At 75.4% G+C, this 26,677-nt stretch carries 25 protein-coding genes and 1 riboswitch; of the genes, 12 read left to right on the forward strand and 13 right to left on the reverse strand.

The window, feature by feature from the left end; genetic code table 11:
* Window positions 1-119 precede the first annotated feature (119 nt).
* The 4 genes from OG455_RS30945 to OG455_RS30960 form a co-directional block, all read right to left on the reverse strand.
* Window positions 120-548: a hypothetical protein gene (locus tag OG455_RS30945; protein ID WP_266299356.1), complete on the reverse strand. Its 429-nt coding sequence runs from the start codon at window positions 546-548 to the stop codon at window positions 120-122.
* A gap of 118 nt (window positions 549-666) precedes the next feature.
* Window positions 667-1,056: a co-chaperone YbbN gene (locus OG455_RS30950; RefSeq protein WP_266299357.1), complete on the reverse strand. Its 390-nt coding sequence runs from the start codon at window positions 1,054-1,056 to the stop codon at window positions 667-669.
* 41 nt (window positions 1,057-1,097) lie between these two features.
* On the reverse strand, window positions 1,098-2,717 hold the full coding sequence (locus OG455_RS30955) for an NAD(P)/FAD-dependent oxidoreductase (RefSeq protein WP_266299359.1): 1,620 nt from the start codon (window positions 2,715-2,717) through the stop codon (window positions 1,098-1,100).
* A gap of 69 nt (window positions 2,718-2,786) precedes the next feature.
* Window positions 2,787-3,752 (reverse strand): lysylphosphatidylglycerol synthase transmembrane domain-containing protein, encoded by a 966-nt coding sequence (locus OG455_RS30960; protein ID WP_266299361.1) that lies wholly within the window; start codon window positions 3,750-3,752, stop codon window positions 2,787-2,789.
* 139 nt (window positions 3,753-3,891) lie between these two features.
* On the opposite strand from OG455_RS30960, the gene OG455_RS30965 reads away from it, so the two are divergent.
* The 7 genes from OG455_RS30965 (at window position 3,892) to OG455_RS30995 (ending at window position 9,219) form a co-directional block, all read left to right on the forward strand.
* Window positions 3,892-4,554, forward strand: coding sequence for a hypothetical protein (locus tag OG455_RS30965; RefSeq protein WP_266299363.1), 663 nt, complete (start codon window positions 3,892-3,894; stop codon window positions 4,552-4,554).
* Window positions 4,555-4,674: 120 nt separating this feature from the next.
* On the forward strand, window positions 4,675-5,490 hold the full coding sequence (locus OG455_RS30970; protein ID WP_266299365.1) for a thioredoxin domain-containing protein: 816 nt from the start codon (window positions 4,675-4,677) through the stop codon (window positions 5,488-5,490).
* Window positions 5,487-6,122 (forward strand): vitamin K epoxide reductase family protein, encoded by a 636-nt coding sequence (locus tag OG455_RS30975; protein ID WP_266299367.1) that lies wholly within the window; start codon window positions 5,487-5,489, stop codon window positions 6,120-6,122. The genes OG455_RS30970 and OG455_RS30975 overlap by 4 nt, the downstream gene beginning before the upstream one ends.
* Before the next feature lie 151 nt (window positions 6,123-6,273).
* Window positions 6,274-7,023 carry a DUF4232 domain-containing protein gene (locus OG455_RS30980; RefSeq protein WP_266299369.1) on the forward strand — a complete coding sequence of 250 codons (750 nt, stop codon included), beginning with the start codon at window positions 6,274-6,276 and terminating at the stop codon, window positions 7,021-7,023.
* Between the two features lie 173 nt (window positions 7,024-7,196).
* On the forward strand, window positions 7,197-7,802 hold the full coding sequence (locus OG455_RS30985) for a hypothetical protein (protein ID WP_266299371.1): 606 nt from the start codon (window positions 7,197-7,199) through the stop codon (window positions 7,800-7,802).
* 59 nt (window positions 7,803-7,861) lie between these two features.
* Window positions 7,862-8,401 (forward strand): sigma-70 family RNA polymerase sigma factor, encoded by a 540-nt coding sequence (locus OG455_RS30990; protein WP_266299373.1) that lies wholly within the window; start codon window positions 7,862-7,864, stop codon window positions 8,399-8,401.
* A complete protein-coding gene (locus tag OG455_RS30995) occupies window positions 8,398-9,219 on the forward strand; it encodes a zf-HC2 domain-containing protein (protein ID WP_266299375.1) in 822 nt (273 codons plus the stop codon). The genes OG455_RS30990 and OG455_RS30995 overlap by 4 nt, the downstream gene beginning before the upstream one ends.
* Window positions 9,220-9,307: 88 nt before the next feature.
* Here OG455_RS30995 and cobN read toward each other — a convergent pair whose 3' ends face one another.
* From cobN to OG455_RS31015, 4 genes are all read right to left on the reverse strand, one after another.
* Window positions 9,308-12,940, reverse strand: coding sequence for a cobaltochelatase subunit CobN (cobN, locus tag OG455_RS31000; protein WP_266299377.1), 3,633 nt, complete (start codon window positions 12,938-12,940; stop codon window positions 9,308-9,310).
* Window positions 12,941-12,994: 54 nt separating this feature from the next.
* Window positions 12,995-13,069: riboswitch (cobalamin riboswitch) on the reverse strand.
* A gap of 198 nt (window positions 13,070-13,267) precedes the next feature.
* A complete protein-coding gene (locus tag OG455_RS31005; RefSeq protein ID WP_266299379.1) occupies window positions 13,268-14,005 on the reverse strand; it encodes a hypothetical protein in 738 nt (245 codons plus the stop codon).
* Between the two features lie 314 nt (window positions 14,006-14,319).
* Window positions 14,320-14,739: a VOC family protein gene (locus OG455_RS31010; protein ID WP_266299381.1), complete on the reverse strand. Its 420-nt coding sequence runs from the start codon at window positions 14,737-14,739 to the stop codon at window positions 14,320-14,322.
* 37 nt (window positions 14,740-14,776) lie between these two features.
* Complete coding sequence (locus tag OG455_RS31015) at window positions 14,777-15,217, reverse strand: helix-turn-helix transcriptional regulator (RefSeq protein ID WP_266299383.1); 441 nt, start codon at window positions 15,215-15,217, stop codon at window positions 14,777-14,779.
* 103 nt (window positions 15,218-15,320) lie between these two features.
* On the opposite strand from OG455_RS31015, the gene OG455_RS31020 reads away from it, so the two are divergent.
* The 3 genes from OG455_RS31020 to OG455_RS31030 are packed head-to-tail and all read left to right on the forward strand — an operon-like array spanning window position 15,321 to window position 18,837.
* Window positions 15,321-16,613: a cobalamin biosynthesis protein CobG gene (locus OG455_RS31020; RefSeq protein WP_266299385.1), complete on the forward strand. Its 1,293-nt coding sequence runs from the start codon at window positions 15,321-15,323 to the stop codon at window positions 16,611-16,613.
* Window positions 16,610-17,236 carry a precorrin-8X methylmutase gene (locus OG455_RS31025; protein ID WP_266299387.1) on the forward strand — a complete coding sequence of 209 codons (627 nt, stop codon included), beginning with the start codon at window positions 16,610-16,612 and terminating at the stop codon, window positions 17,234-17,236. Before OG455_RS31020 ends, OG455_RS31025 begins: the two co-directional genes overlap by 4 nt.
* On the forward strand, window positions 17,233-18,837 hold the full coding sequence (locus tag OG455_RS31030) for a precorrin-2 C(20)-methyltransferase (protein WP_266299389.1): 1,605 nt from the start codon (window positions 17,233-17,235) through the stop codon (window positions 18,835-18,837). Before OG455_RS31025 ends, OG455_RS31030 begins: the two co-directional genes overlap by 4 nt.
* Window positions 18,838-19,186: 349 nt before the next feature.
* Here OG455_RS31030 and OG455_RS31035 read toward each other — a convergent pair whose 3' ends face one another.
* Window positions 19,187-20,128, reverse strand: a complete 942-nt coding sequence (locus tag OG455_RS31035) for an SDR family oxidoreductase (RefSeq protein ID WP_266299391.1) — start codon at window positions 20,126-20,128, stop codon at window positions 19,187-19,189.
* Between the two features lie 52 nt (window positions 20,129-20,180).
* A complete protein-coding gene (locus OG455_RS31040) occupies window positions 20,181-20,975 on the reverse strand; it encodes a cobalt-precorrin-6A reductase (protein WP_266299393.1) in 795 nt (264 codons plus the stop codon).
* 23 nt (window positions 20,976-20,998) lie between these two features.
* On the opposite strand from OG455_RS31040, the gene OG455_RS31045 reads away from it, so the two are divergent.
* A complete protein-coding gene (locus tag OG455_RS31045) occupies window positions 20,999-22,144 on the forward strand; it encodes a cobalt-precorrin-5B (C(1))-methyltransferase (protein ID WP_266299395.1) in 1,146 nt (381 codons plus the stop codon).
* 104 nt (window positions 22,145-22,248) lie between these two features.
* On the opposite strand, the gene cobM is transcribed toward OG455_RS31045, so the two are convergent.
* Window positions 22,249-23,004: a precorrin-4 C(11)-methyltransferase gene (cobM, locus tag OG455_RS31050; RefSeq protein ID WP_266299397.1), complete on the reverse strand. Its 756-nt coding sequence runs from the start codon at window positions 23,002-23,004 to the stop codon at window positions 22,249-22,251.
* Window positions 23,001-24,248 (reverse strand): precorrin-6y C5,15-methyltransferase (decarboxylating) subunit CbiE, encoded by a 1,248-nt coding sequence (cbiE, locus tag OG455_RS31055; protein ID WP_266301022.1) that lies wholly within the window; start codon window positions 24,246-24,248, stop codon window positions 23,001-23,003. Before cbiE ends, cobM begins: the two co-directional genes overlap by 4 nt.
* A 253-nt stretch (window positions 24,249-24,501) precedes the next feature.
* On the opposite strand from cbiE, the gene OG455_RS31060 reads away from it, so the two are divergent.
* Window positions 24,502-25,464, forward strand: coding sequence for a DMT family transporter (locus tag OG455_RS31060; RefSeq protein ID WP_266299399.1), 963 nt, complete (start codon window positions 24,502-24,504; stop codon window positions 25,462-25,464).
* Here the strand turns inward: OG455_RS31060 and OG455_RS31065 are convergent.
* Window positions 25,418-26,551, reverse strand: coding sequence for a beta-propeller fold lactonase family protein (locus tag OG455_RS31065; RefSeq protein ID WP_266299401.1), 1,134 nt, complete (start codon window positions 26,549-26,551; stop codon window positions 25,418-25,420). The genes OG455_RS31060 and OG455_RS31065 overlap by 47 nt on opposite strands.
* Between the last annotated feature and the right edge of the window lie 126 nt (window positions 26,552-26,677).

A 26,677-nucleotide genomic window follows, 5' to 3' on the forward strand; every position in this document is an offset into this window, starting at 1 on the left:
GACAGGACATGCTCGTGACGCGGAGCAGGTCCACGTGGCGACGCCTGACGAGTATGAGCACGTCCACCAGGTTAGACGAGGTGGGGCGGGGGGCGTCCTGTGACCTGCATAACTGGCGATTATGAGGGCGGGTCCTCCAGGCCGTCGATAGCCAGATCAGCCAGTCGTACCTGGTACCAGACGTCGATGCTCCGGCCGTCGCCGAACCGCTCGGTGAGGATCACCGTGCTGTGGCCGGCGCCGCTGCCGTTGTACCGCACCGACCAGCCGTTCGGTACGTTCTGCGCCCGGAAGACCGGGTCGGCGTTGTGGGTGACGGCCCACTGGTCGAGATCGGTGTCGAGCTGGGCGGTGAGGAACTTCGCGCGCACCCCGGCGGTGTCGGTGCCGGGGTTCTGGCCCCGCACGGCGGCCCGGTACTGGCCGAAAAAGGTGTTGACCTGGTCCGAGGCGCGGTCCTGCCGCGGCACGGCGTGCGCGGGCCCGGCCAGCAGGCCGGCGAGTGCGAGGGAGGAGACCGCGGCGAGCGCGGTGCGGATGCGTGGCATGAGGCCATTCTGTGGCCGTGCGATCACGCTCCGTGAGGCGACGCGCAGTCCCGTGTGGGAAGTCGATCGAGTCGACTTCCCACACGGGACCGCGCCCGAGCCCGAGGGTGGAGCAGGATCAGGCCTGCTCGACGGACCCCTGCTCGGCCTGCTGCTCGGCCGCGATCTTGGCGCGCACCTCGTCCATGTCCAGCTGCTTGGCCTGCTGGATCAGATCCTCCAGCGCGGCCGGCGGCAGCGCGCCGGGCTGGGCGAAGATCATCACGTTCTCGCGGATGATCGCCAGGGTCGGGATGGACGTGATGCCGAACGCGCCCGCCAGCTCCTGCTGCGCCTCCGTGTCCACCTTGCCGAAGACCAGGTCCGGGTGGTTCTCGGCGGCCTTGTCGTAGACCGGGGCGAAGCTGCGGCACGGCCCGCACCAGGACGCCCAGAAGTCGATCAGGACGAAGGAGCCCTCGTTGACGACCTCGTCGAAGTTGTCCTTGGTGAGTTCCACGGTAGTCATGTCCGGCCCAACCTCCCCCGCCCCAGCCCTATTCCGCGGCCCTATTCCGCGGCCTTGTTCCGCGGCCCTGTTCCGCGGCCCTGTTCCGCGTCGTCCGTACGGTCCGCGTCCCGGTAGGTCTCCAGCAGCCGCAGCCAGACCTCGCTGACCGTGGGGTAGGCCGGCACCGCGTGCCAGAGCCGGCCGATCGGCACCTCACCGACCACCGCCACCGTCGCCGAGTGCAGCAGCTCGCCCACCCCGGGGCCGACGAAGGTGACCCCGAGCAGCACCTCGCGCTCCAGGTCGACCACCATCCGGGCCCGCCCCCGGTAGTCGTCGGCGGCCAGCGAGGCGCCCGCCACCTGGCCGATCTCGTAGTCGACCACCTCGACCCGGTGCCCGGCCTCGCGCGCCTGCGCCGCCGAGAGGCCGACCGCCGCCACCTCCGGCTCGGTGAAGATCACCTGCGGCACCGCGGCCAGGTCGGCGGTGGCCCGGTGCGCGCCCCAGGGGGCCGGGTCCAGCGGCCGCCCCAGCGCCCGGGCGGCGACCGCGGCGCCCGCGATCCGGGCCTGGTACTTGCCCTGGTGGGTGAGGAGCGCGCGGTGGTTGACGTCGCCGGCCGCGTACAGCCAGCCGCCCTCGACCCCCTGGACCGCGCAGCCGTCGTCCACCGCCAGCCAGTCGCCGTCCCGCAGGCCGACGCTCGCCAGGCCCAGCGCCTCGGTGCGCGGGGCCCGCCCGGTGGCGTAGAGCAGCTCCTCGGCGACCAGCTCGGCGCCGTCGGCGAGCCGCACGGTCACCACCGCGCCGTCCCGCGCCACCGAGGCCACCTCCGTGTCCAGCCGCACCTCGACACCCGCCGCGCGCAGCCCGTCCGCCACCAGCTCGCCCGCGAACGGCTCCAGGCGCGGCAGCAGCCCGCCGCCGCGGACCAGCAGGGTGACCCGGGCGCCCAGCGCCTGCCAGGCCGCCGCCATCTCCACCCCCACCACGCCGCCGCCGACCACCAGCAGCCGGTCCGGCACGGCCTTGGCGCTGGTCGCCTCCCGGCTGGTCCACGGCGCGGCCTCGGCCAGGCCCGGCACCCCGCCGGGCAGCACCGCCCGGGTGCCGGTGGCCACGACCACCGCGTGCCGGGCGGTCAGCACCCGCTCACCGCCCGCCGGGGTGCGCACCACCACCCGGCGCGGCCCGTCCAGCCGGCCTTCGCCGCGCACCAGGTCGATGCCGACCCCGGCCATCCAGTCGGCCTGCCCGTCGTCCTTCCAGTGCGAGGTGAAGGAGTCCCGGCGGGCCAGCACCGCCGCCGCGTCCAGCGCGCCGGTGACGGCCTCGCGCGAGCCGGCCACCGCGCGGGCGGCGGCCAGCGCGGCCGACGGGCGCAGCAGCGCCTTGCTCGGCATGCAGGCCCAGTACGAGCACTCGCCGCCGACCAGCTCGCTCTCCACCAGGGCCGTGCTCAGCCCGGCGGCCCGCGTCCGGTCGGCAACGTTCTCGCCTGTCGGCCCGCCGCCCAGCACGATGACGTCGTACTCCGCGCTGTCGGAGGCGGAGGCGCTGGCAGCAGCATCGGCCCGGGCGCTCAAGGGCTCGGCGCTCAAGGGCTCGGCGCCCAAGGGCTCGGCACTCTCGGGCTCGGAGCTGTAGCGCTGGGTGGGGTCGGGCTGGGGGGTCATCCGGATCTCCCTGGGGACGGCTGCCGCACGGCTGATGCGGTGTCAGCCATCCTCGGGCACCCGGAGCACTCAGAGCGCCTTCTGCCGCTGCAACAGGCCGAAGGCGGCCCAGCCCGGCAGCACCGGCAGCAGCAGGGTGATCAGCCGGAAGAGCACCACCGGCGCCAGCGCCTGAGTGGTGCCGAGCCCGGTGGTGGTGGACAGCAGCGCCGCGGTGGCCGCCTCCACCCCACCGACCCCGGCCGGGGTCGGCACCGCGGAGCCGAGCGCGTTGCCGAGCAGGAAGGCCACCGCCACCGGCGCGAACCCCGGGTCGGCGCCGGTGGCCCGCACGCAGCTGTAGAGGCAGGCCGCCAGGGTCATCGAGACCAGCAGCTGGCCGAGCACCCCGACGGCCAGGTGGCGCGGATGGCGGGCCAGATCGCGCAGCCGGGTCAGCGAGCCCTCGGTCACCGGGCGCAGCCAGGCCAGCACCTGGCGCCTGGGCCCGGGGACGGTGAGCAGGGCCAGGGCGAGCACGGCCAGCGCGCCGACGCCGACGAGGGCGATCAGCTCGCCGGTGCCGTCCGCGTGGCGGTCCGGCTGGAACCCGGTCAGCCAGAGGAAGAAGGCCAGCTGGGTCATGTGCAGCACCAGGCCGAGCAGCGAGCCGGCCCCGATGCTGGAGGCCGCCGGGCCCGGCGCTATGCCGGCCCGCAGCAGCAGCCGGGTGTTCAGCGCCATCCCGCCGAAGCCGCCGGGCGCCACCAGTTTGACGAAGGCGCCGGCGAGCTGGGCCAGCCCGGCCCTGGCGAACCCGATCCGCTCCGGCACGAAGCCGAGGAACCCCATGGTCGCCGCCGGGTAGCTGGCCGCCATCGCGAGCACCGCCAGCAGCGTCCAGGCCGGGTCGGCGTCGAGCACCATGCGCACGCGGGTGCCCTGCAGGTAGAGCAATAAGGTGAAGACCAGCGCCCCCGCCGCCATGATCGCCGTGCGCGGCCTGACCCAACCGGGCCTGCGCGCCCGCCTCGTCTGCGATATCCCCGTGGTCACGCTCGCATGGTCCCACGACACCCTTGAGCGACGCCTGGCCGTTTCTGGACCCCGGCATGTACGGGACGACCGGTACTAAGGGATTCCTCACGTTCCGTACCCTCGTGCCCGCTCCGCGGCCCGTGGCATACTCCGAATCGTGACCTTCTGCCACTCGACCCGGACGCTGCGGGCGCTGCTCTTCGCGGCGCTCGCCGTTCCGCTGTCCGCGGCGGGTCACGTGGTGGTCACCGGGCAGGCGCTGCCGCTGAGCGTGGTGGCCCTCGCCGGGGTGATCGTCTTCCTGGTGGCCGCGCTGCTGGCCGGCGCCGACCGCGGCTTCGCGCAGATCGCCGCGCTGCTGCTGCCGGTCGAGCTGCTGCTCAACACCACCTTCAACCTGGGCCAGGAGACCTGTGCCCGCCCCACCACAGGGGCGCTCGCCCACCAGGGCGGCCACGGCCTCGACCTGGTGGTCTGCGGCGGCGGCCAGGTGGGCGGCGGCGAGGGCGTTCTCACGCTCGCCCCCACGATGTTGGAAGTCGTGCTGCTGGCCGTGCACGTGGCGCTCTCACTGCTCGCCGCGTTCTGCCTGCAGCTGGCCGACGCCGCCCTGGTGCGGCTGCCCGAGCTGATCGGCTCGCTGGCCCGGCTGGCCCCGGACGCGCTGCGCGCCCTGCTGCTGCTCGCGCCGCTGCCGGCCCGCCCCGCGCCCGGCGCGCCGCTGCCCGAGCCCCGGCCCGAGCACGCGCCCACCGAGGACCTGCCGCTCGCGCCCTCGCGCCGCCGCGGTCCGCCGGCGTCCTTCGCGCTCGCCTGCTGAGCCCCTCCCGCCCCGAGGCGGGGAGCCGGGCCTGCGGCGCGCGTCGCTGACGCCCACCTCCCCCTTCGAGCGTCCGGCCGCCTTGGTGCGCGCCGTGTGACGCGGTCAGGACCGACCTCCATGAGCAGCAAGCCGAACAAGCCCCAGAACCACCAGCAGAAGAGCACCGCCCGCCGGGAGGCGCTGCACGAGGCCCGGCTGCGCGAGCAGCAGGCCGAGACCCGGCGCCGGCGGATCGTGATCGGCGTCTCGGCGGCCCTGGTGCTCGCGCTCTGCGGCGGCGTGGCGATCGCCGTCTCGGGCGGCAGCGGGCACAGCGGCGGAGCGGCCGCGAGCGCCCCGGTGGTGGCGCCGGCCAACACGAGCGGACCGAACGGCACCGTGATCACCTACGGCAACGCCAACGCCCCGCACACGCTGGACGTCTACGAGGACTTCCGCTGCCCGATCTGCAAGAAGTTCGAGACCAGCGACGGCCAGGCGGTCCAGGCGCTGGCCGACAACGGCACGTACAAGATCCAGTACCACATGGCCGCGTTCCTGGACGACAACCTCGGCGGCAAGGGCTCGATCACCGCGCTGGCGGCGGCGGGTGCCGCGCTGAACCAGAGCCCGGCCGACTTCAAGAAGTTCCACGACGCGCTCTACGCCAACCAGCCGGACGAGCAGACCGACGGCTACGGCGACGTCAACACGGTGCTCTACGTGGCCGCCAAGGCCGGTCTGAACTCCGACGCCTTCGTCAACGCGGTCAAGGCGAACACCTACCTGCCCTGGGCCCAGCAGGTGGCCACCGCCTTCAACAGCAGCGGCGTGACCGGCACCCCGACCATGAAGCTGGACGGCAAGCAGTTGACCCTCTTCGACAGCAGCGGCAACCCGATCAGCGCCGACCAGTACACCGCGCTGATCCAGCAGAGCGCCGGGACCAAGTGAGCGCCGCCCTGGCCACCGGGGCCCGGCAGGAGCCGGTGACCCGGCCGGGCCCCGGGCGGGCGTTCGCCTGGCTGCTGGTGGTGGCCGGGGCGCTGGGGCTGGCCGCCTCCGCGATCCTCACCATCGACAAGTTCGAGCTGCTGAAGAACCCGCACACCGCGCTCAACTGCAACATCAACCCGGTGATCGCCTGCGGTTCGGTGATGACCAGCCACCAGGCCTCCGCCTTCGGGTTCCCCAACTCGCTGCTCGGCCTGGTCGGCTTCGCCGTGGTGCTGGCCACCGGCGCCGGGATGCTGGCCGGAGCCCGCTACCGCCGCTGGTACTGGCTCGGCCTGCAACTGGGCACCACGCTCGGGCTGGCGCTGATCCACTGGCTGATCAGCCAGTCGCTCTACTCGATCGGCGCGCTCTGCCCGTACTGCATGGTCGTCTGGACGGTGACCATCGCGCTCTTCTGGTACACCACGCTGGCCAACCTGCGCACCGGCGTGATCCCGGTGGGCGAGCGGTTGAAGCCGGTGGTGCGGGAGTTGAACCGGTACCACTGGGTGGTCCCGGTGCTCTGGTACGCGGTGATCGCGCTGATGATCCTGGGCCGGTTCTGGTATTACTGGAAGACCCTTCTCTGACCGCCGAGTTGCGGTCTGCGGTGGCCCCCGGGTGGCACTGTCACGGTGCTGCCCGGGTTCTGCCACAGCCGTGTATCAGCGCGGATCGCGGGCCCCTTTTGCGGCAAGACTGAGCGTGACAGCCAGTACGGCGCCGCGAAGGAGTACCACCATGTCCCGCAGGACCGCCCGGACCCCGATCGCCGCGGCCGCGTTGGTGGCCGCGGCGGCCGCCCTCACGCTGACGGGATGCTCCTCGTCGGCGACCGGCAACGCCTCGTCCCCGCCGCCGGCAGGTGCCGCGAGCGCTCCGACCGGCTCGGGCCCCGCCGCCTCGAACCCGGCCCCCGCGACCTCGGGGGTGACGACGCCCGGGACGACCGCACCCTCGGGCTCCGGCCCGACGACCGCGCCCGGGAGCACCGCCCCCAGGACCACCGCCCCCGCGGGCACCGGGCCCACGGTCGCGCCCACCACCGCCTCGCTGCCCGACACCCCGGCGGGCCCGGGTGCCTGCACCAGCGCCGAGCTGAGCGTGGCGCAGACCAACCCGAACGTCGGCGCCGGCCAGTACTACTCCACCCTGGTCTTCACCAACACCTCCAGCCGCACCTGCACCCTCGCCGGCTACCCCGGGGTCTCCTACGTGGCCGCGGCGGGCCAGCAGTCCGGCAACCCCGCCACCCGCACCGGCACGCAGTACGCCACGGTGACCCTCGCCCCGCACGGCACCGCGAAGGCCACCCTGCACGACGCCAACGGCGCGGGCGGCTACGACCCAGGGCAGTGCCAGCTCACCCCCGCCCAGGGCCTGCGGATCTACCCGCCCGGCGAGAAGGCCGCGCTCTTCCTGCCCTGGCAGACCCAGCACTGCGCGGGCCCGAGCATCCACGCGCTGACCATCGGCCCGCTCACCTCCTGAGTCCGCGGTCCGGAGCCCTGAGCCCGGCCCGCTGAACGCCACCGCCTCCCCGTGCGTACCCCTGGGTGCGGCAGCCGTCCGGCTGTCGCACCCGAGCAGTTCGCACAGTTCGCACAGTTCGCACAGTTCGTACTGTTCGCACAGCTCGCACAGTTCGCGCCTGGGAGGCCACCATGTCGAACCTCCGCCGCATCGGGACGCTGGCCGCCAGTGGCGCGGCCGTGCTCGCCTTCGCCACCGCCTGCGGCTCCAGCGGGTCCTCGTCCAGCGGCTCCGCGGCCGGCAGCCCGGCACCGAGCATGAGCGCGCCGGCCCCCTCGTCCGCCACCCCGGCCACGCCGCCGCCGGCGGGCTCCTCGGCCCCGGCCCTGAAGGTGACCACCGATCCCAAGCTCGGCCAGATCGTCACCGACAGCAACGGCTTCACCCTCTACCGTTTCGACCAGGACAGCGCCAGCCCGCCGAAGTCCACCTGCGACGGCTCCTGCGCCACCCTCTGGCCGGCCGCCGTGGCGCCCGCCCAGCCGACCGGCAGCGGCGTCAACGCCGCCATGATCGGCACGCTCACCCGGGCCGACGGCACCAAGCAGCTGACCCTGAACGGCTGGCCGCTCTACCGCTACATGCCGGACACCAAGCCCGGCGACACCAACGGCGAGGGCGTCGGCGGCGTCTGGTTCGCGGCGACCCCGACCGGTGGCAAGGCGATGCCCGCCACCACGGCCCCGAGCAGCCCGAGCAGCCCGTCCAGCGGCGGGACCTCCGGTGGCGGCTACTGACCGGGTGTCAGCGGTGCTGACCGTTCGACCTGGAGGTACGGGTGCGCCAGGATGGCCTTGTGACCGATGACCCCCGCAGCCGCGGCGCCGCGGGCACGGGCGAGGAGCTGATCCGGGCCCTCTACCGGGACCACGCGGGCCCGCTCTACGGCTTCGTCCTGCACCTGGTGGGCGGCGACCGGCAGCGCGCCGAGGACGTGGTCCAGGAGACCCTGGTGCGCGCGTGGAAGCACGCCGACCAGCTGGACCCGGCGGCGGGCTCGGTCCGGCCGTGGCTGGTCACGGTGGCCCGGCGGATCGTGATCGACGACCACCGGCGGGCGGTCGCCCGGCCCCCGGAGACCGATGCGTCGCCCCTGGAGCTGCTGCCCGCCGTGGACGAACTCGACCGGGCGCTGCGGATGATGGCCATCACCGACGCGCTCGGGGCGCTCACCGAGGCACACCGCGAGGTGGTCGTGGCGACCTACCTGCGCGGCCGCACGGTCGCCGAGGCCGCGGTCGAACTGGGCATCCCGGAAGGTACGGTGAAGTCGCGGGTCTTCTACGCGCTGCGCTCGCTGAAGATCGCGCTGGAGGAACGGGGAGTGACGTCGTGACAGCGCCCCAGGGTCCTTGGGACCCGCAGCACGGGCCCGACCCGCGGGATGACCCGGCGTGCCCTGAGCGGCATCTGGACGCGGGCGCCTACGTGCTCGGCCTGCTCGACGCCTCCGACCTGGCGCGCTTCGAGGAGCACCTCGCCCACTGCCCGCGGTGCGCCGAGGAGGTCGCCTCGCTGGGCCGACTGGAGCCGCTGCTGGCCGAGTTCAAGGCCGACAGCGCGGCACTCGTGGGCGCGGGCGCGGGAGCAGGCCGGGGCGAGAACGCCGGCCGGGGTGACCGGGGCGAGAGCGGCGGTCTGGTCGGCGCGAGCCTGGCCGGACCGGGCCCGCGGCTGCTGGACGGGCTGCTCGCCGAGGCCGCCGCCACCCGCCGGCGCACCCGGGTGCGCCGGCGCTGGCTGGTCGCGGTCGCGGCGGTGCTGGTCGTGGGCGGCCCGGCCGCCACCGCGGCGGTGCTGGACGGCGGTGGCACGGGCGGCGCCCCGGTGGCCGCCGCGGCGGCCCACAGCGCGAGTGCGCCGGACGGGGCCAGCGCGAGTGTCGCGGTGACCCCGACCAGCTGGGGCAGCTCGGTGACCCTGCGGCTCGCCGGGGTGGCCGGCCCGCGCAGCTGCGACCTGGTGGCCGTCTCGACCCAGGGCGCGCGCCAGACGGTCGCCAGCTGGACGGTGCCGGCGGGCGGCTACGGCAGTGCGCCGGCCGCCCGGCTGACCACCTCGGGCGGCACCGGCTTCCAGCCCGGTGAGATCAGCCACTTCGAGGTCCGCGACCTGCTCAGCGACCAGCTGCTGCTCTCGATCCCGGCGCACTGACCCGGGCGTACTGGCCCGGGCACACTGGCCCCGGCACACTGGCCCCGGCGCACCGACCCCGCTGCCCGGCAGGCGAACTGACGTGGCGTCAGCCCTGGGAGTCGCCGCCCTCCTCCAGGTCGCCCTCCGCCTCCAGGAACGCGGTCCGCAGCTCGGCGAGCAGCTCCGGGTCCGGCGCGGCCCACAGCCCGCGCTCGGCTGCCTCCAGCAGCCGCTCGCTGATCCCGTGCAGGGCCCAGGGGTTGGCCCCGGTGAGGAACTCGCGGTTGACCGGGTCGAGCACGTACTCCTGGGTCAGCCGCTCGTACATCCAGTCCGCGACCACGCCGGTGGTGGCGTCGTAGCCGAAGAGGTAGTCGACGGTGGCGGCCATCTCGAAGGCGCCCTTGTAGCCGTGCCGGCGCATCGCCTCCAGCCAGCGCGGGTTGACCACCCGGGCGCGGAAGACCCGGGCGGCCTCCTCGGTCAGGGTGCGGGTCTTGACCGTCTCCGGGCGGGTCGAGTCGCCGATGTAGGCGGCCGGCGCCGAGCCGGTCAGGGCCCGGACGGTGGCCACCATGCCGCCGTGGTACTGGAAGTAGTCGTCCGAGTCGGCGATGTCGTGCTCGCGGGTGTCGGTGTTCTTCGCCGCCACGGTGATCCGCTTGTAGGCGGTCTCCATCTCCTCGCGCGCCGGGCGCCCGTCCAGGCCGCGGCCGTAGGCGTAGCCGCCCCAGACCGTGTAGACCTCCGCCAGGTCGGCGTCGGTGCGCCAGTCGCGGCTGTCGATCAGCTGCAGCAGGCCGGCCCCGTAGGTGCCCGGGCGCGAGCCGAAGACCCGTACGGTGGCGCGGCGTTCGTCCCCGTGCTCGGCCAGGTCGGCCTGCACGTGGGCGCGTACGAAGTTGTCCTCGTCCGCCTCCTGCTGGGCCGCGGCCAGCCGCACCGCGTCGTCCAGCAGGGCGACCACGTGCGGGAAGGCGTCGCGGAAGAAGCCGGAGATGCGCAGCGTCACGTCCACCCGGGGGCGGCCGAGTTCGGCGAGCGGGATCGGCTCCAGGCCGGTGACCCGGCGCGAGGCGTCGTCCCAGACCGGGCGGATGCCGAGCAGCGCGAAGGCCTCGGCGATGTCGTCGCCGGCGGTGCGCATCGCGCTGGTGCCCCAGAGCGAGAGGCCCACCGAGGGCGGCACCGCGCCGTCGTTGTCGGCCCGGTAGCGGGCGACGAGCGACTCGGCCAGCGCCTGCCCGGTCTCCCAGGCGAGCCGGCTGGGCACCGCCTTGGGGTCCACCGAGTAGAAGTTGCGCCCGGTCGGCAGCACGTTGACCAGCCCGCGCAGCGGCGAGCCGGACGGGCCGGCCGGCACGAAGCCGCCCTTGAGCGCGTGGATGACCGCGTCCAACTCGTCGGTGGTGGCGGCCAGTCGGGGGACCACCTGGCGGGCGGCGAAGTCCAGCACCTCGGCCACCGCGGCCGGGTGCCCGGCGGCGGTCCTCGCCACCGCCTCCGGTGCCCAGTCGGCCGCCTCCATCGCCTCGACGAGCTCGCGCGCCGTGGCCTCGGCGGCGTCGGTGGCGCCCAGTGTCAGCGCCGCCTCGTCCAGCCCGAGCGCCTCCCGCAGGCCGGGCAGCGCGCTGACGCCACCCCAGATCTGACGGGCCCTCAGGATGGAGAGGACCAGGTTGACCCGGGCCTCGCCGACCGGCGCCTGGCCCAGCACGTGCAGGCCGTCGCGGATCTGCGCGTCCTTGACCTCGCAGAGCCAGCCGTCGACGTGGAGCAGGAAGTCGTCGAAGCCGTCGTCCTCGGGGCGGTCCTCCAGGCCCAGGTCGTGGTCCAGGCGGGCGGCCTGGATCAGCGTCCAGATCTGCGCGCGGATCGCGGGCAGCTTGGCCGGGTCCATCGCGGCGATGTTGGCGTGCTCGTCCAGCAGCTGCTCCAGGCGGGCGATGTCGCCGTAGGAGTCGGCGCGGGCCATCGGCGGCACCAGGTGGTCGACCAGGGTGGCGTGCGCGCGGCGCTTGGCCTGGGTGCCCTCGCCCGGGTCGTTGACCAGGAAGGGGTAGATCAGCGGCAGGTCGCCGAGCGCGGCGTCCGGGCCGCACTCGGCGGAGAGCGCGGCGGTCTTGCCGGGCAGCCACTCCAGGTTGCCGTGCTTGCCCAGGTGCACCACGGCGTCCGCGCCGAAGCCGCCGTCGGCCTTCGCGGCGGCGATCCAGCGGTAGGCGGCCAGGTAGTGGTGGCTCGGCGGCAGGTCGGGGTCGTGGTAGATGGCCACCGGGTTGGCGCCGAAGCCGCGCGGCGGCTGCACCAGCACGAGCAGGTTGCCCGCGCGCAGGCCGGCCAGCACGAGGTCGCCGTCCGGGTTGCGGCTGCGGTCCAGGTAGAGCTCGCCGGGGGCCGGGCCCCAGTGCTCCTCCACCCGCTCGCGCAGGGCGGCGGGCAGCGCGGCGTACCAGCGGCGGTAGTCGGCGGCCGGGATCCGGACCGGGTTGCGGGCCAGCTGGTCCTCGGTGAGCCAGTCCTGGTCGTAGCCGCCGGCCTCGATCAGCGCCTTGATCAGCGCGTCGCCCTCGTGCTCGCCCTCGACCGGCTCCATCCCGGGGAAGCCCTCGCCCAGGTCCCAGCCCTCCTCCCGCAGCCGGCGCAGCAGGCGCGCCCCGCTCGCGGGGGTGTCCAGGCCGACCGCGTTGCCGACCCGGGCGTGCTTGGTCGGGTAGGCGGACAGGACCACGGCCAACCGCCGCTCGGCGGCCGGGATGTGGCGCAGCCGCGCGTGCCGCACCGCGATCCCGGCGACCCGGGCGGCCCGCTCGGGGTCGGCGACGTAGACGGTCAGGCCGTCCTCGTCCAGCTCCTTGAAGGAGAACGGCACGGTGATCAGCCGCCCGTCGAACTCCGGCACCGCGACCTGGGTGGCGGTGTCCAGCGGGGAGAGGCCCTCGTCGCTGGACTCCCAGGCCTCGCGCGACCAGGTCAGGCAGAGCGCCTGCAGGATCGGCCGGTCCAGCGCGGCGAGCGCGCCCGCGTCCCAGGCTTCCTCGTCGCCGCCGGCCTGCGCGTCGGCGGGGCGGGTGCCGCCCGCGGCCAGCACGGTGGTCACGATGGCGTCCGCCGCGCCGAGTTCGGCCAACAGCTCGGCGGGCGCCCCGCGCAGCGAGGAGCAGTAGAGCGGCTTGGCCCGCCCGCCCGCGTCCTCGATCGCCGCGCAGAGGCCCTCGACGAAGGCGGTGTTGCCGCTCATGTGGTGCGCGCGGTAGTAGAGGACGGCCACCAGCGGGCCCCCGTCAGGGCCCGCCGCGCTGCGCGGCTCGCGCTCCAGCGGGCCCCACTCGGGCGCGGAGGCGGGCGGCGCGAAGCCGTGGCCGGTGAGCAGCACGGTGTCGGAGAGGAAGGCGGCCAGCTCGGCCAGGTTGGCGGCGCCGCCGTGCGCGAGGTAGGCGTGCGCCTCGGCGGCCAGGCCGGCCGGCACGGTGGACAGCTCCATCAGCTGCGCGTCCGGCGCCTGCTCGCCGCTGAGCACGATCACCGGGCGCGGCCCGGCGAGCAGCGCGTCCAGGCCCTCCTGCCAGGCGCGGCGGCCGCCGAGCAGCCGGACCACCACCAGATCGGTGCCGGCCACCAGCTCGGGCAGGTCCTCGGCGCGCAGCCGGGCCGGGTTGCCCAGGCGGTAGGCGACCGGTCCGCCGCTGGCGCGGGCCGAGAGCAGGTCGGTGTCGGAGGTCGAGAGCAGCAGGATCACGCGGCTGGCCTTTCCTCGGGGTCCGCGCCCCGGGCGGTGAGGGGGAGACGGCGGGAGTTCCTGGCTTCCCACGGCCGCTGAGCCGTGGTCACAGTGGCGGGACCGCACCGGTGTCGCACCGGTTTCCTCCCCTGACGCCGTCTCGGGCGTGAGCGGACCAGTCGGCCCGCCCGGCGGACATCCTAACGGGGGCCGTCGGCGGCACCAGAGGCCTGCCCGTCGCCCCGGTCACACGGTCGCCCGGTCACGCGAAGGGCAGTCACGCGAAGGGCGGTGCGGGTCGGCGCCGCCGGCACCGACCCGCACCGCCCGGGTGCTATCGCGGGCTCACTTCCAGGTGAGGCCCTGGTCCAGGGTGAACGGGTCGCCCCAGTACTCGGCCGCGGTGATCTTCGTCGACGCGGACGGCGCCAGCACCAGCGCGCAGCCCTGGGCCGTCTTGCCGTTGGTGAAGCCACTGGGCAGCGCGTCGGTCGAGCACTTGTCGAAGGTGCCGATCAGCATCACGTCCTGCCCCTGGGTGCCGTCCGGCAGCAGGCCCGTCACGTGGTCGACGGTGGAGAACGACAGGTCGGTGTTGCCGACGTTCTTCACCGAGTAGCGGATGTAGTACGGGATCTTGCCCGCGGCCTGGTCGCCGAGCTTGAGCGGGGCCAGGTCGGCCGGGTTGCCCGCCTCGATCGCGGTGACGGTCAGCGCGATGGTGCCCTTGGTGTCCCCGTAGGTGAACGGGAGCTGGGCGGTCTGGCCGACCTTGAAGCTCTGCCCCGCCTTCGCCAGGGTCCCGTCCCCGGCGGGCGCGGGCGCGGCGGTGCTGGGCGCCGCGGTGGTGGGCGCGGTGGTGGGCGCGCTCTGGCTGGGCGCCGCCGGCGCGGTGGTGGGGCTGTCGGTCGGGAGGGTGTTCTGGAACCCGCCGGTGGTCGCCGTGGGTGTGGCGGCCTGCGTGTTCTTCGTGGTGTTGCTCGCCGTGGTCTCGTCGGGTCCGCAGCCGGTCAGCGCGAGAGCGCCGACCGTGGCCAGCCCGATCATCCCGTACACAGCCCTGACAGTGCCGTTCCTGCTCATGAAGTTATTCCCCGTTGATTGCCGTGGGTCGCCAGCAGGCGACCGTCTAGCCACAGTTGATAGCGCACCAGGGACATGTGGCACCAGTTGGGACGCGTGTTCGTGATCCAGGGCACGTTCGGGGGCGCGAGAACGGGCCTTTTCGTGACAGCGCCCCGCGCCATCGGCAGCCGGCGTTCACCGAACCGCCACACGCCGGGCCGCCGCGAGAGGAACGCGCCCGGCCGGTCCGCGGGGGACCGGCCGGGCGCTCGGGGCTCACAGCTGCGTGCTCACATCCGCGTGCTCACATCCGCGTGCTCACGTACCCGTGCTCACATCTGTGCGAGCTGGGTGAGCCGGATGTTGTTGCCGGACGGGTCGCGGAACCCGCAGTCGCGCCCGTAGGGCTGGTCGGTCGGCTTCTCGTTGAACTCCACGCCGCGCGCCGACAGCTCCGCGTAGGAGGCGTCGCAGTCGTCGGTGGTCAGGAAGACGCTGCCGGCGCCGCCCTTGGCGGTCAGCTCGCGGATCTGGGCCTCGGTGTCGGCGTCGAAGACCGGTGCGCCGGGGATCGCCATCAGCACGATCGAGACGTCCGGCTGGCCGACCGGGCCGACCGAGAGCCAGCGGAAGTCGCCCATCTCGGCCACGGTGACGTCCATCCGGACCTCGAAGCCGACCTTCTCGGTGTAGAAGGCGAGCGCCTCGTCCTGGTCGTGGACCCAGAGCTGCGCGGTGGCGATCTTGATCATGATTTTCTCCTGGTATGCGTGCTTTGCGGCGATAACGTCACGCTATTCCGCCCTCGGGCGGGCTGTCTTCTCGAAACGTGCGGTGCTGCGGCCGTCCGTACGCCCGCCGGACGCAGCCGGGCACGATGGCGTGCGCGGCGGCCGGCGGCTGGGCGGCCCGGTAGGCGGCGGGCGCCAGCCCGTACATCCGCGTGAAACTGGTGGTGAAGGACCCCAGGCTGCTCAGCCCGACGTCCAGGCAGACGGTGGCGATCGGCCGGTCGGTGTGCCGCAGCAGCGCGGCGGCCCGCTCCAGGCGCCGGGTCAGCAGGTAGACGTGAGGTGGCTCGCCGAAGGCGCGTCGGAACTCCCGGCTGAAGTGGGCCCGCGACAGGCCGGCCGCGGCCGCGAGGTCGGCGACGGTGAGCGGCTCCGCGTACCGGACGTCGACCAGGTCCTTGGCCCGCAGCAGATGGCGGGCCGGGTGATGAGGTGGCACGGATTTCAGCCTAGTTCGGGGCACTGACAGGCGGGCGGCGGAGACATGGATCACGCCGGGCGCGGGGCATACGTGCGGTCAGATCATCGGTATGCTCGCGGCCATGTCACCCACACCCGACGCCATCGAGCCTGCCCCCGTCCGGGCCGGTCGGGGCCGGGACGACGCCTGCCCGGGCGCGCTGCGGCTGCACGCGGCCGACGACGGCGCGCTGGCCCGGGTCCGGGTGCCCGGCGGGCTGCTGTCGGTGGCTCAGCTGCTGGCGCTGGTGCTGGCCGCCGAGGAGCTGGGTGACGGCGCGCTGGAGGCAACCTCGCGCGGCAACGTCCAGCTGCGCGGGCTGCGCGCGGACGCGGGCGGGGAGTTGGCGCAGCGGCTGCGCGCGGTCGGGCTGCTCCCTTCGGACACGCACGAGCGGGTGCGCAACATCGTCGCCTCACCGCTGGCGGGCCTCGACGGCGGCGCCGGCCTCGGCCCGTGGGTGCGCGAGCTGGACGCCCTGCTGCTGGGCAGCGAGACGGCCCGGGAGCTCTCCGGACGCTTCCTCTTCGCCCTCGACGACGGGCGCGGCGACGTGGCCGCGCTGGACGCCGACCTGACCCTGATCGCCCGCCCCGACGGCGGCGCCCTGCTGCGCCTGGGCCGGGCCGATGCCGCCGCCGTCGTGGCGGACGGGCCGCGCGCCGCGCTGGCCGCCGCCGAGGCGTTCGTCGCGCTGCGCAGCGGTGCCTGGCGGGTGCGCGAGGCGGACCCGGACGGCACGCTGCTGGCCGCCCGGCTGGGCCTGGCGCCGCTGCCGCTGCCCGCGCTGCCCGGCCGCCGCCCCGGGGTCGGCGTGGTGGCGGGCGGCGCCGACGGAGCGGTGGCAGCCGGTGGCGGGGTGGTGGCGGGCCTGCGGTTCGGCCGGGCGGACGCCGCGCCGTGGCGGACGCTCGCCGCGCTCGCCGCCGCGGCCACCGGGGAGCTGCGGGTCACCCCGTGGCGCCAGGTGGTGCTGCCCGGCGCGGGCGCGGAGGTGCTGCCCGCCCTGGCGGCGGCCGGCCTGCGCACCGGGTCGGCCACGCCGTGGGAGGGGGCCACGGCCTGCACCGGCTCGCCCGGCTGCGCCAAGTCGCTGGCCGACGTGCGCGGCGACGCGGCGGCGGCGCTGGACGCGGTGGACGCGGACGCGGTGGACGCGGACGCGGTGGCCGCACCGCTGCCGGTGCACTGGTCCGGCTGCGAACGGCGCTGCGGCCACCCGGCCGGCCCGTTCGTCGACGTGCTGGCCACCGGTGACGGCTACCGCCTCGCCCTGCGCGGCGGCGCGAGTGGCGGCGCGAGTGGCGGCGGGGCAATCGAAGTGACGAACCAACAGATGGCCGCGGCGGTCGCCGCGGCCCGGAGGACCACGTGATCGAGTACGAGAAGGACGGCGCGGCGATCTACCGCGAGTCCTTTGCCACCATCCGCGCCGAGGCGGACCTGGCGGGCCTGCCGGCCGACATCTCCCAGGTCGCGGTGCGGATGATCCACGCCTGCGGGATGACCGACCTGGTCGCCGACCTGCTCTGGACCCCCGGCGTGGTGGCCGACGCGCGCGCCGCGCTGCGGGCCGGCGCGCCGATCCTCTGCGACGTCTCGATGGTGGCCAGCGGTGTCACCCGCAAGCGGCTGCCCGCCGACAACGAGGTCCTCTGCACGCTCTCCGACCCCCGCGTGCCGGCCCTGGCGGCCGAGCTCGGCACCACCCGCAGCGCGGCGGCCATGGAGCTGTGGCGGGACAAGCTGGCGGGCTCGGTGGTGGCCGTCGGCAACGCGCCGACCTCGCTCTTCCGGCTGCTGGAGATGATCGAGGCGGGTGCGCCGCGCCCGGCCGCCGTGATCGGCGTGCCGGTGGGCTTCGTCGGCGCCGCCGAGTCCAAGCAGGCGCTGGCCGAGCACCCCGCCGGCCTGGAGCACCTGGTGGTGCGCGGGCGGCGCGGCGGCAGCGCGATCGCCGCGGCCGCGCTGAACGCGATCGCGAGTGAGGTCGAATGAGCCCCGAGCAGACGCCGCCCTCGACCGGGCGGCCGGACCCTGAGCAGCCGCGGCCGACCGGTCGGCTGTACGGCGTCGGGCTGGGCCCAGGCGATCCGGAGCTGCTGACCCTGCGGGCGGCCCGCCTCATCGGCGCGGCCGACGTGGTGGCGTACCACAGCGCCCGGCACGGCCGGTCGATCGCGCGCGGCATCGCCGAGCCGTACCTGACGGGCGGGCAGATCGAGGAGAAGCTCGTCTACCCGATCACCGTCGAGACCACCGACCACCCGGGCGGCTACCGGGGCGCGCTGGAGGAGTTCTACGAGCAGGCGGCCGCCCGGCTGGCCGCCCACCTGGACGCCGGGCGCGACGTGGTGGTGCTCGCCGAGGGCGACCCCTTCTTCTACGGCTCCTACCAGCACATGCACAAGCGCCTCGCGCACCGCTACCCGACCGAGGTGGTGCCGGGGGTGACCTCGATCAGCGCCGCCGCCGCCCGGCTGGGGGAGCCGCTGGTGGAGGCCGAGGAGGTGCTCACCGTCATCCCGGGCACGCTGCCCGAGGAGGAGCTGACCGCGCGGCTGGCCGCCACCGACTCGGCCGTGGTGATGAAGCTGGGCCGCACCTTCCCGACCGTGCGCCGCGCGCTGGAGCGCGCCGGCCGGCTGGCCGAGGCGCGGTACGTGGAGCGCGCCACCATGCCGGGCGAGCGGACCGCGCCGCTGGCGGAGGTGGACCCGGCGGAGGTGCCGTACTTCTCCGTCGCGGTGCTGCCGAGCCGGGTGGCCAGGGCCGCCGCCGAGTCGGCCGGGCAGTCGGCCGGGCAGTCGGCCGGGCAGGCGGACAGCGAGCCGGTGCGCGAGCCCGGTGAGGGCGCGGTCACCGTGGTCGGCCTCGGTCCGGCCGGCCCGCTCTGGCTGACCCCCGAGGCGCGCGGCGCGCTGGCCGCCGCCGACGACCTGGTCGGCTACACCACCTACCTGGACCGGGTCCCGGTCCGCCCCGGCCAGCTGCGGCACGGCTCGGACAACAAGGTCGAGGCCGAGCGGGCCGAGTTCGCGCTCGACCTGGCCCGGCGCGGGCGCCGGGTCGCGGTGGTCTCCTCCGGCGATCCCGGCGTCTTCGCGATGGCCACCGCCGTACTGGAGGCCGCCTGCGCCGACCCCTACCGCGAGGTGCCGGTGCGGGTGGTGCCCGGGATGACCGCCGCGCACGCCGCCGCCTCCCGGGCCGGTGCGCCGCTGGGCCACGACTACGCCGTGGTCTCGCTCTCCGACCGGCTCAAGCCCTGGTCCGTGGTCGCCGAGCGGCTGCGCGCGGCGGCCGCCGCCGACCTGGTGCTCGCGCTCTACAACCCCGGCTCGCGCAGCCGCACCACCCAGGTCGGCCTGACCCGCGACCTGCTGCTCGAACACCGCGCGCCGGACACCCCCGTGGTGCTGGCCCGCGACGTGGGCGGCCCGACCGAGCGGGTCCGCACGGTGCGCCTCGCGGAGCTGGATCCGGCGGAGGTGGACATGCGGACCATCCTGCTGATCGGCTCCTCGCAGACCCAGGCGGTCGAGCGGGGCGACGGCACCGAGGTGGTCTGGACGCCGCGCCGGTACCCCGAGCGCTGACGGGCCGAGCACTGACGGGCCGAGTGCTGACGGGCCGAGTGCTGACGGGGCCCCGCGGCTGCGGCGCGGGGCCCCGTCTCCACGTCGGCGTCAACCCAGGGTTTACCTGGGAGTTCAACCCAGCGCTGTACGCGGGCCGGTGGCGCGGCGCCTATCGTTCCTGACGATGCGACGGGCGCCGCCCCGTCGGGCCGCTCACGGGGGAGGCCCGACGGCGTGGCGCCGTCGCATCGTCCGGGGAGGGCGGGGCTCCGGTCGGCACGAAGCGAGCAGTGCGCGCCGACCGGAGCCCGCCCGCCGGAGTTCGCTCGTCAGAGCCCGCCCGCCGGGCCGGCGCTCAGGCGGGGTCTCAGGCGGGGAAGGCCACTCCGGTCAACTGCTCCGAGGAGCGCCACAGCCCCGCCGCCATGGTCAGGTCGGTGGCCCGCCCGGGCACCCGGGCCACGGCCGGCAGGCCGGCCAGGCCGCCGATCCCGTCCGGCCCGTAGTAGCCGCCGCCCACCGCCGCCGGGCTGGTCGCGGCCACCAGCAGCGGCAGCGCCCCGCGCACCGGGTCCTGGGCCGCGCCGGGCAGGGCCATCAGCAGCGCCCCCAGGTTGAACGCCCCCGGCGGCTTGTCCAGCGCGGGCCCGCCGGTCGCGATGCCGGTCCTGGTCCACCCGGGGTGCGCGGCGATGCTGCGCACGCCCCAGCCGTGCCGGGCGCTGAGCCGGTCCAGCTCCAGCGCGAACATCAGGTTGGCCAGCTTGGAGCGGGCATAGCTGTCCATCGGCCGGTAGTGGCGCTCGCTGTTGAGGTTCGCCAGGTCGAGCCGGGCCAGCCAGACGGAGCCGCTGGCCACGGTGACCACCCGAGGGGCGCTCGCCGCCCGCAGCAGCGGCAGCAGGCGCCCGGTGAGGGCGAAGTGGCCCAGGTGGTTGGTGCCGAACTGCAGCTCGAAGCCGTCCTTGGTGGTGTGCCGGGTCGGCACCGCCATCACCCCGGCGTTGTTCACCAGCAGGTCGACGGGCCGGCCGCGCTCGTGCAGCGCGTCGGCGAAGGAGGCCACCGAGTCCAGGCTGGCCAGGTCCAGGGCCGCCGCGCCGACCCGGACGTCCGGACCGGCGGCGGCCCGGATCAGCGCGGTGGCCCGCTCACCCTTGGCCTCGTCGCGGACCGCCAGCACCACCTCCGCGCCCGCCAGCGCCAGCCGCCGCGCGGTCTCGAACCCGATCCCGCTGTTCGCCCCGGTCACCACGGCCAGCCGCCCGCGCTGGTCGGGCACCGCGATGTCCTTGATCCGACGGGCCATCACCGGCTCCTCTCGACTCTCCTCGCACTGGCACTTCGCGCCGCGCACCCGCTCAGGTTGACCACTCCGGGTGCTGCTCGCCCCCAGGTCCGATTGAGCTGACGTTACCCGGGTCCAGGCCCAACTCACCTACTACTCCCGCGACATCGGGCACTTCCGGTACTCCGGCGGGCAGCTCGGGGCGCCGCACGATCAGCACCGGCAGCCCCAGCTCGCGGGCGACCGCCAGCTTCGGCGCGGTGGCCGCGCCGCCGCTGTCCTTGGTCACCAGCACGTCGATCCGGTGCTCACGGAAGACCGCCCGCTCGCCGTCCAGCCGGAAGGGGCCGCGCGCCAGCAGCACCGTGAGGTCCGGCGGCAGCGGCGGGTCCGGCTGCTCCACCGAGCGGGCCACCAGGTGCACGCCGGCCACCGCCGCGAAGGCGGCCAGGCCCAGCCGTCCGGTGGTGAGCAGCGCCCGCCGCCCCAGGCCCGGCAGCGCGGCGGCGGCCTGCTCCAGCGAGTCGACCGGGTGCCAGCGGTCACCCGCAACCGGGACCCAGCTGGGCCGACGCAGGGCGAGCAGGGGAACATGGACGGCGGCGGCCGCCTCGGCCGCGTTGCGGCTGATCACCCGGGCGAAGGGATGCGTGGCGTCGATGAGGGTCTGCACCTGGTGCTCGCGCAGCCAGTGGGCCAGCCCCGCCGGGCCGCCGAAGCCGCCCACCCGCACCTCGCCCACCGGCAGCCGAGGGGCGCTCACCCGCCCCGCCAGCGAGCTGGTCACCCGCAGCCCGGGCAGCGGCGCCAGTGCCGCCGCCAACTGCCGGGCCTCGGTGGTGCCGCCCAGGATCAGGATGTGCCGCACGAGTGTCCCCTCCGGAGTGATGAATGTCTGAGGCTACCGGCGGCCGTGCCGGCCAGTTGTCCAGCAGCGGCCTGCGCCCCGGCTGGACGACCGGCGCCTGCGCCACCGCCGCCACCACCGCCGCCTACACGGCGCTGCTCACCGGCGAGTTCCCCGACCCGGTGACGATCACCCTGCCCAAGGGCCGGCAGCCCGCCTTCGCGCTGGCCGGCGAGGCGTTGGCCGGCGAGGAGTTGGCGGCGGGGCGGTCCGCGATGGCCGCCGTGGTCAAGGACGCGGGCGACGATCCGGACGTCACCCACGGCGCGGTGGTCCGCGCCACCGTGCGGCTCGGCGCGCCCGGCGCGGGCGTGGTCTTCCGGGCCGGTCCGGGCGTCGGCACGGTGACCAAGCCGGGCCTGCCGCTGGCGGTCGGCGAGCCCGCGATCAACCCGGTGCCCCGGCAGCTGATGCGCGAGGCGGTGGCGAAGGTGGCGGCCGCGCACGGCGGCAGCGGTGACGTCGAGATCGAGATCTCCATCGACAACGGCGCCGAGATCGCCCGCAGCACCTGGAACCCGCGGCTGGGCATCCTCGGTGGGCTCTCGGTGCTCGGCACCACCGGCGTCGTGGTCCCCTACTCCTGCTCGGCCTGGATCGACTCCATCCGGCGCGGCATCGACGTGGCCCGCGCCGCCGGCCGTACCCACGTGGCGGGCTGCACCGGCTCCACCTCCGAGCGGGTCGCGACCGCCGAGTACGGCCTGCCCGAGGACGCCCTGCTCGACATGGGCGACTTCGCCGGTGCCGTCCTCAAGTACCTGCGTCGCCACCCGGTACCCCGGCTGACCATCGCGGGCGGCTTCGCCAAGCTCTCCAAGCTGGCCGCCGGCCACCTCGACCTGCACTCCGCCCGCTCCCAGGTCGACAAGGGCTACCTGGCCGACCTGGCCCGCACCGGCGGCGCCGGCCCCGAACTGGTGGCGGCGGTCGCGGCCGCCAACACCGGCCTGGAGGCCGTGCAGCGCTGCGCCGCCGCCGGCGTCCCCCTGGGCACCCTGGTCGCCGAGGCCGCCCGGGCCACCGCCCTGGGCGTCCTGCGCGAGGCGCCCATCGCGGTCGACGTGATCTGCATCGACCGCGCGGGCACGATCGTGGGTCGCTGCGAGCCGGCGGCCAACCGGCCCTGAACCGGCCGGCCCTGGACAGGCCGGGCCTGAGCCGGCCGGCCCTGAACCAACCGGGCCTGAACCGGATGCCGTAGCGGCACGCCCCGGGTGGGCGTGCCGCGCCGCTACGGCAGTTGGCACTCCCGGTCGCGCTCCGCCGAGTACAGGTGGCTGTCGGGGAACTGCTCGGCGCCCAGTGTGCGCCCGACCAGGATCACCGCCGTGCGCACCACGCCCGCCGCCTTGACCTGCTCGGCGATGTCGGCCAGCGTCCCGCGCAGCACCAGCTCGTCGGGGCGGCTGGCCATCGCGACCACGGCCGCCGGGCAGTCGGCGCCGTAGTGCGGCAGCAGCTCGGCGACGATCCGGTCGGCGTAGCGGGCGCCCAGGTGCAGCACCAGCAGGGCGCCGCTGCGGCCCAGGGTGGCCAGGTCCTCGCCCGCCGGCATCGGGGTGGCCTGCTCGGCGATCCGGGTCAGGATCACCGTCTGGCCCACGGTCGGGACGGTCAGCTCCCGCTTCAGCGCGGCGGCCGCCGCGGCGAACGCGGGGACGCCCGGGACCACCTCGTACGGCACGCCCGCCGCGTCCAGGCGCCGCATCTGCTCGGCCACCGCGCTGAAGACCGACGGGTCACCGGAGTGCAGCCGGGCCACGTCCTGTCCGGCCTCGTGGGCGGCGATGAGCTCGGCGGTGATCTGGTCCAGGTTCAGCCGCGCGGTGTCCACCAGCCGCGCGTCCGGCGGGCATTCGGCCAGCAACTCCACCGGAACCAGGCTGCCCGCGTAGAGGCAGACCCCGCAGCGCGCCAGGGTCCGCGCGCCGCGCACCGTGATCAGGTCGGCGGCGCCGGGGCCGGCACCGATGAAGTAGACGGTCACAGTGCTTCTCCTGCTTCGGATCCTGCTTCGGACTTGACCACGGACCACTGCGTCACCGGCATCGCCTGCCGCCACCCGGTGAAGCCGCCGACCGGCACCGCGTGCGCCACGGCCAGCCGCAGCAGCTCGCCGCCGTGCCGGCGGTACCACTGGGTGAGCAGCGCCTCCGACTCCAGCGTCACGGTGTTGGCGACCAGTCGGCCGCCGGTCGGCAGCGCCGCCCAGCAGGCCTCCAGCAGGCCGGGGGCGGTGAGTCCGCCGCCGATGAACACCACGTCAGGCATGGGCAGTTGGGCCAGCGCGGCGGGGGCCGCGCCGGTTGCCACCCGCAGTCGGGGCACCCCGAGCGCGGCCGCGTTGCGCTCGATCCGCGCGGCCCGCACCGGATCCCGCTCGACACTGACGGCCTGGCAGCTCCGGTGCGCGCGCAGCCACTCGATCGCGATGCTGCCCGAGCCGCCGCCCACGTCCCAGAGCAGCTCGCCGGGCGCGGGCGCGAGCGCGGCCAGTGTCGCCGCGCGGACATGACGCTTCGTCAGCTGCCCGTCGCTCTCGTACAGTTCGTCGGCCAGGCCGGGCACCAGGGCGGGGCGCGGGGCATCCGGCTCGGCCCGGCAGGTCACGGCGACGAGGTTCAGCGGGTCGCCGGGCGGCCGGGACCAGTCCTTCGCCACCCCGCTCGCGCCCACCAGCTCGTCCGGTCCGCCCAGTTGCTCCAGCACTCGCAGCCCGCTCGGCCCGAACCCGCGCTCGACCAGCAGTCGGGCGACCAAGGCCGGCGTCGAGGCGTCCGCGCTGAGCACCAGCAGGTGCCGCCCCTCGAAGAGCGCTCCGGCCAGCGTCGCGGGGTCCCGCCCGACCAGGCTGACCACCGCCGTCTCCTCCACCGCCCAGCCCAGGCGCGCGCAGGCGTGGGAGACCGAGGAGGGGTGCGGCAGCACCCGCAGCCGCTCGGCGCCCAGCTCCTCGGTGAGGGTGCGGCCGATCCCGTAGAACATCGGGTCCCCGCTGGCCAGCACCGCGACGCTCCGGCCGGCGAGCGAGGCGAAGAGCCCCGGCACGGCGGGCCGCAGCGGCGAGGGCCAGGCGAGGCGCTCGCCCGTCACCTCGTCGGGCAGCAGCGCCAGTTGCCGGGGGCCGCCGACCACCGTGTCGGCCGTGCGCAGCGCCGTCCTGGCCGCCGCCGGGAGCCCGTCCCAGCCGTCCGCGCCGATCCCGACCACCGTCACCGGTGGTGTCGACATGGGGACGCTCAACGGGGTCTCCTCCCAGCTCCGGACAGGTGCACCGGGGCAGCCTACCGGGCGGTCACCGGGGCGCCCGGGGTGGTGGGTAGGCTGGCGGACATGCCGACGAGTGCTGTTCTGCCACCTCCCGCCGCCTGAGCGGGCGGCGAAGCGACCGAAGACCTGAGCCCGGGGTGCGACCCCAGGGCGGTCGGTGCTGCCCGCGGACGGGATCACGCGACCAGTTCACGTCTTCGGTGGGAGAACACCCGTGTCCGCAAGTCCATCCACCCTGCCCGCCGGGCGGGGTCTGCTCTACCTGCTGCTCTCGGCCGCCTCCTGGGGCACCGCCGGTGCCGGGGCCGCGCTGCTCTACGGTCCCAGCGGCCTCGGCCCGGTGGCGCTCACCTTCTGGCGCTCGGCCGGCGGCGCCGCGCTGCTGCTGCTCCTGCGGCTGGTGCGACGCCGACCGGGCGGGCCGGTGCGGCCGCTCGACCTCGCCGTCAACGGCATCGGCCTGACGCTCTTCCAGATCGCCTACTTCGAGGCCGTGCACGGCACGGGCCTGGCCGTCGCCACCGTGGTCACGCTCGGCGCCGCCCCCGTGCTGGTGGCCCTCGGCGCCGGGCCGCTGCTGCGCGAACGCCTCGGCGGCGCCGGCCTCATCGCGGTGCTCGGGGCGCTGGGCGGCCTCGCGGTGCTGATCCTGGGCGGCTCCGCCGGTGCGCCGGTGCGCGCCGGGGGTGTGCTCTGGGCGCTGCTCTCGGCGGCGGGCTACGCCTGCATCACCCTCTACGGGCGCCTCATCGCCGCCCGCCCCGGCCCGCGCGCCGACGCGCTGACCACCACCCTGCACTCCTTCCTGATCTGCGCGCTGCTGCTGCTCCCGTTCGGGCTCGCCGAGGGCCTGTGGCCGAGCCCGCAGGGCCTGGGGCGGACGGCGGCGGTGCTGCTCTACCTGGCGGCCGTGCCCACCGCCATCGGCTACGCGCTCTACTTCACCGGCGTCACCGCGGTGCGCGCCACCACCGTCGCGGTGACCGCGCTGGTCGAGCCGGTCAGCGCCACCGTGCTGGCCCTGACCCTGTTCGGTGAGCGGTTGGCCCCGGCCACGCTGGTCGGCGCGGCGCTGCTGCTGGTCTCGGTCACCGTCCTGGCGGTGGCCGAGACCCGGCAGGCCGTCGCCGTCAGAGCGCGACGATCCCCTCGCCGCCCATGCCGTCCGGCACGGTGACCGAGCCCACCCGGGTCAGCGAGCCGTCGGCGCGCACCCGGAACTCGTCCACCACGCCCTGGCCGCCGGTCTGCGCGTAGAGGTAGTGGCCGTCGCCGGAGACGGCGGCGTCCACCGTGCCCGGGTCGGTCATCGTGTCGCCGAGCGCGGTCAGCTTGCCGTGCCCGTCCGCGCGGAAGCCCGACAGGCTCCCGCTGCCCGCGTTGGAGGCGTACACCCGGTCGCCGGCGGCGGCCAGCCAGCAGGTCGCCGCCTGGCCGGTGGCGACCGGTGTGCCGACGGCGGTGACCGTGCCGTCGCGCCCGACGGTGAAGGTGGCCACCGAGTTGGTGCCGACCTCGGTGACCAGCAGCCGGCCCCGGCTGTCGAAGACGAAGCCGAACGGCACGGTGCCCGGCTCGGCGTTGACCACCGGCGCGGCGGCGGGGGCGCCGCCGGGCGCGAGCGGGAAGACGTCGATGCTCTGGCCGCCCGCCTTGGTGGTGACCACCAGGTCACGGCCGTCGGGGGTGACCGCGAGCTGCCCGGGGGTGTGGGTGAAGCGCGGGGCCGCCGCCGGGTCCAGACCCAGCGAGCGCTGCCACCCGGCCACCGGCCGCAGCCGCTCGCCCACCCGCTGGAAGCCCTGCACCGCGCCGCCGTTCTGGGCGTCCAGCACGTAGACCTGGTCGCCGCGCACCGCCACGGAGACCGGGAACGAGCCGCCGGACGCGAGGACCTGGGTGCGCTCCAGCCGGCTGCCGTGCACGGCGAAGACGGTCACCGTGTCGCTGCCCGCGTTGACCGCGTAGAGCAGCTGGTGGCGCGCGTCGTAGGCCAGCGAGCCCTGCGAGGCCAGGTGGTCCACCACCGAGCCCTGCAGCGCCCCGCCCAGGCCGCCGGTCGGGTAGACCCCGGCCTGGTGCAGGGCGCCGTCCCGGTCATGGGTGTAGGCGACGACGGTGTTGCCGCCCAGCGCGTCGCTCTGGACGAAGACCGGCGCGCCGGTCGCCGCCGAGGCCGACCCGGCGCCCAGCGCCAGGCCGGCGAGCGCGAAGCCGGCCGCGGTGGCCAGGGCGGTGGCGGAACGCAGAACGGAAGAACGCATGGCTGTCTCTCCTCGGGGAGGTCCGGGAACTCGGTGCGCACCACGCTAAGCGCCGCCACGGCGTGAAATGCCCTCCGAACCGGGGCTGTTCGCGGTTCGTAAGAACTCCGGCCGCCATGGTCCAAT

Origin of the sequence: Kitasatospora sp. NBC_01287, assembly GCF_026340565.1 — a bacterium.
Taxonomy (GTDB): domain Bacteria; phylum Actinomycetota; class Actinomycetes; order Streptomycetales; family Streptomycetaceae; genus Kitasatospora.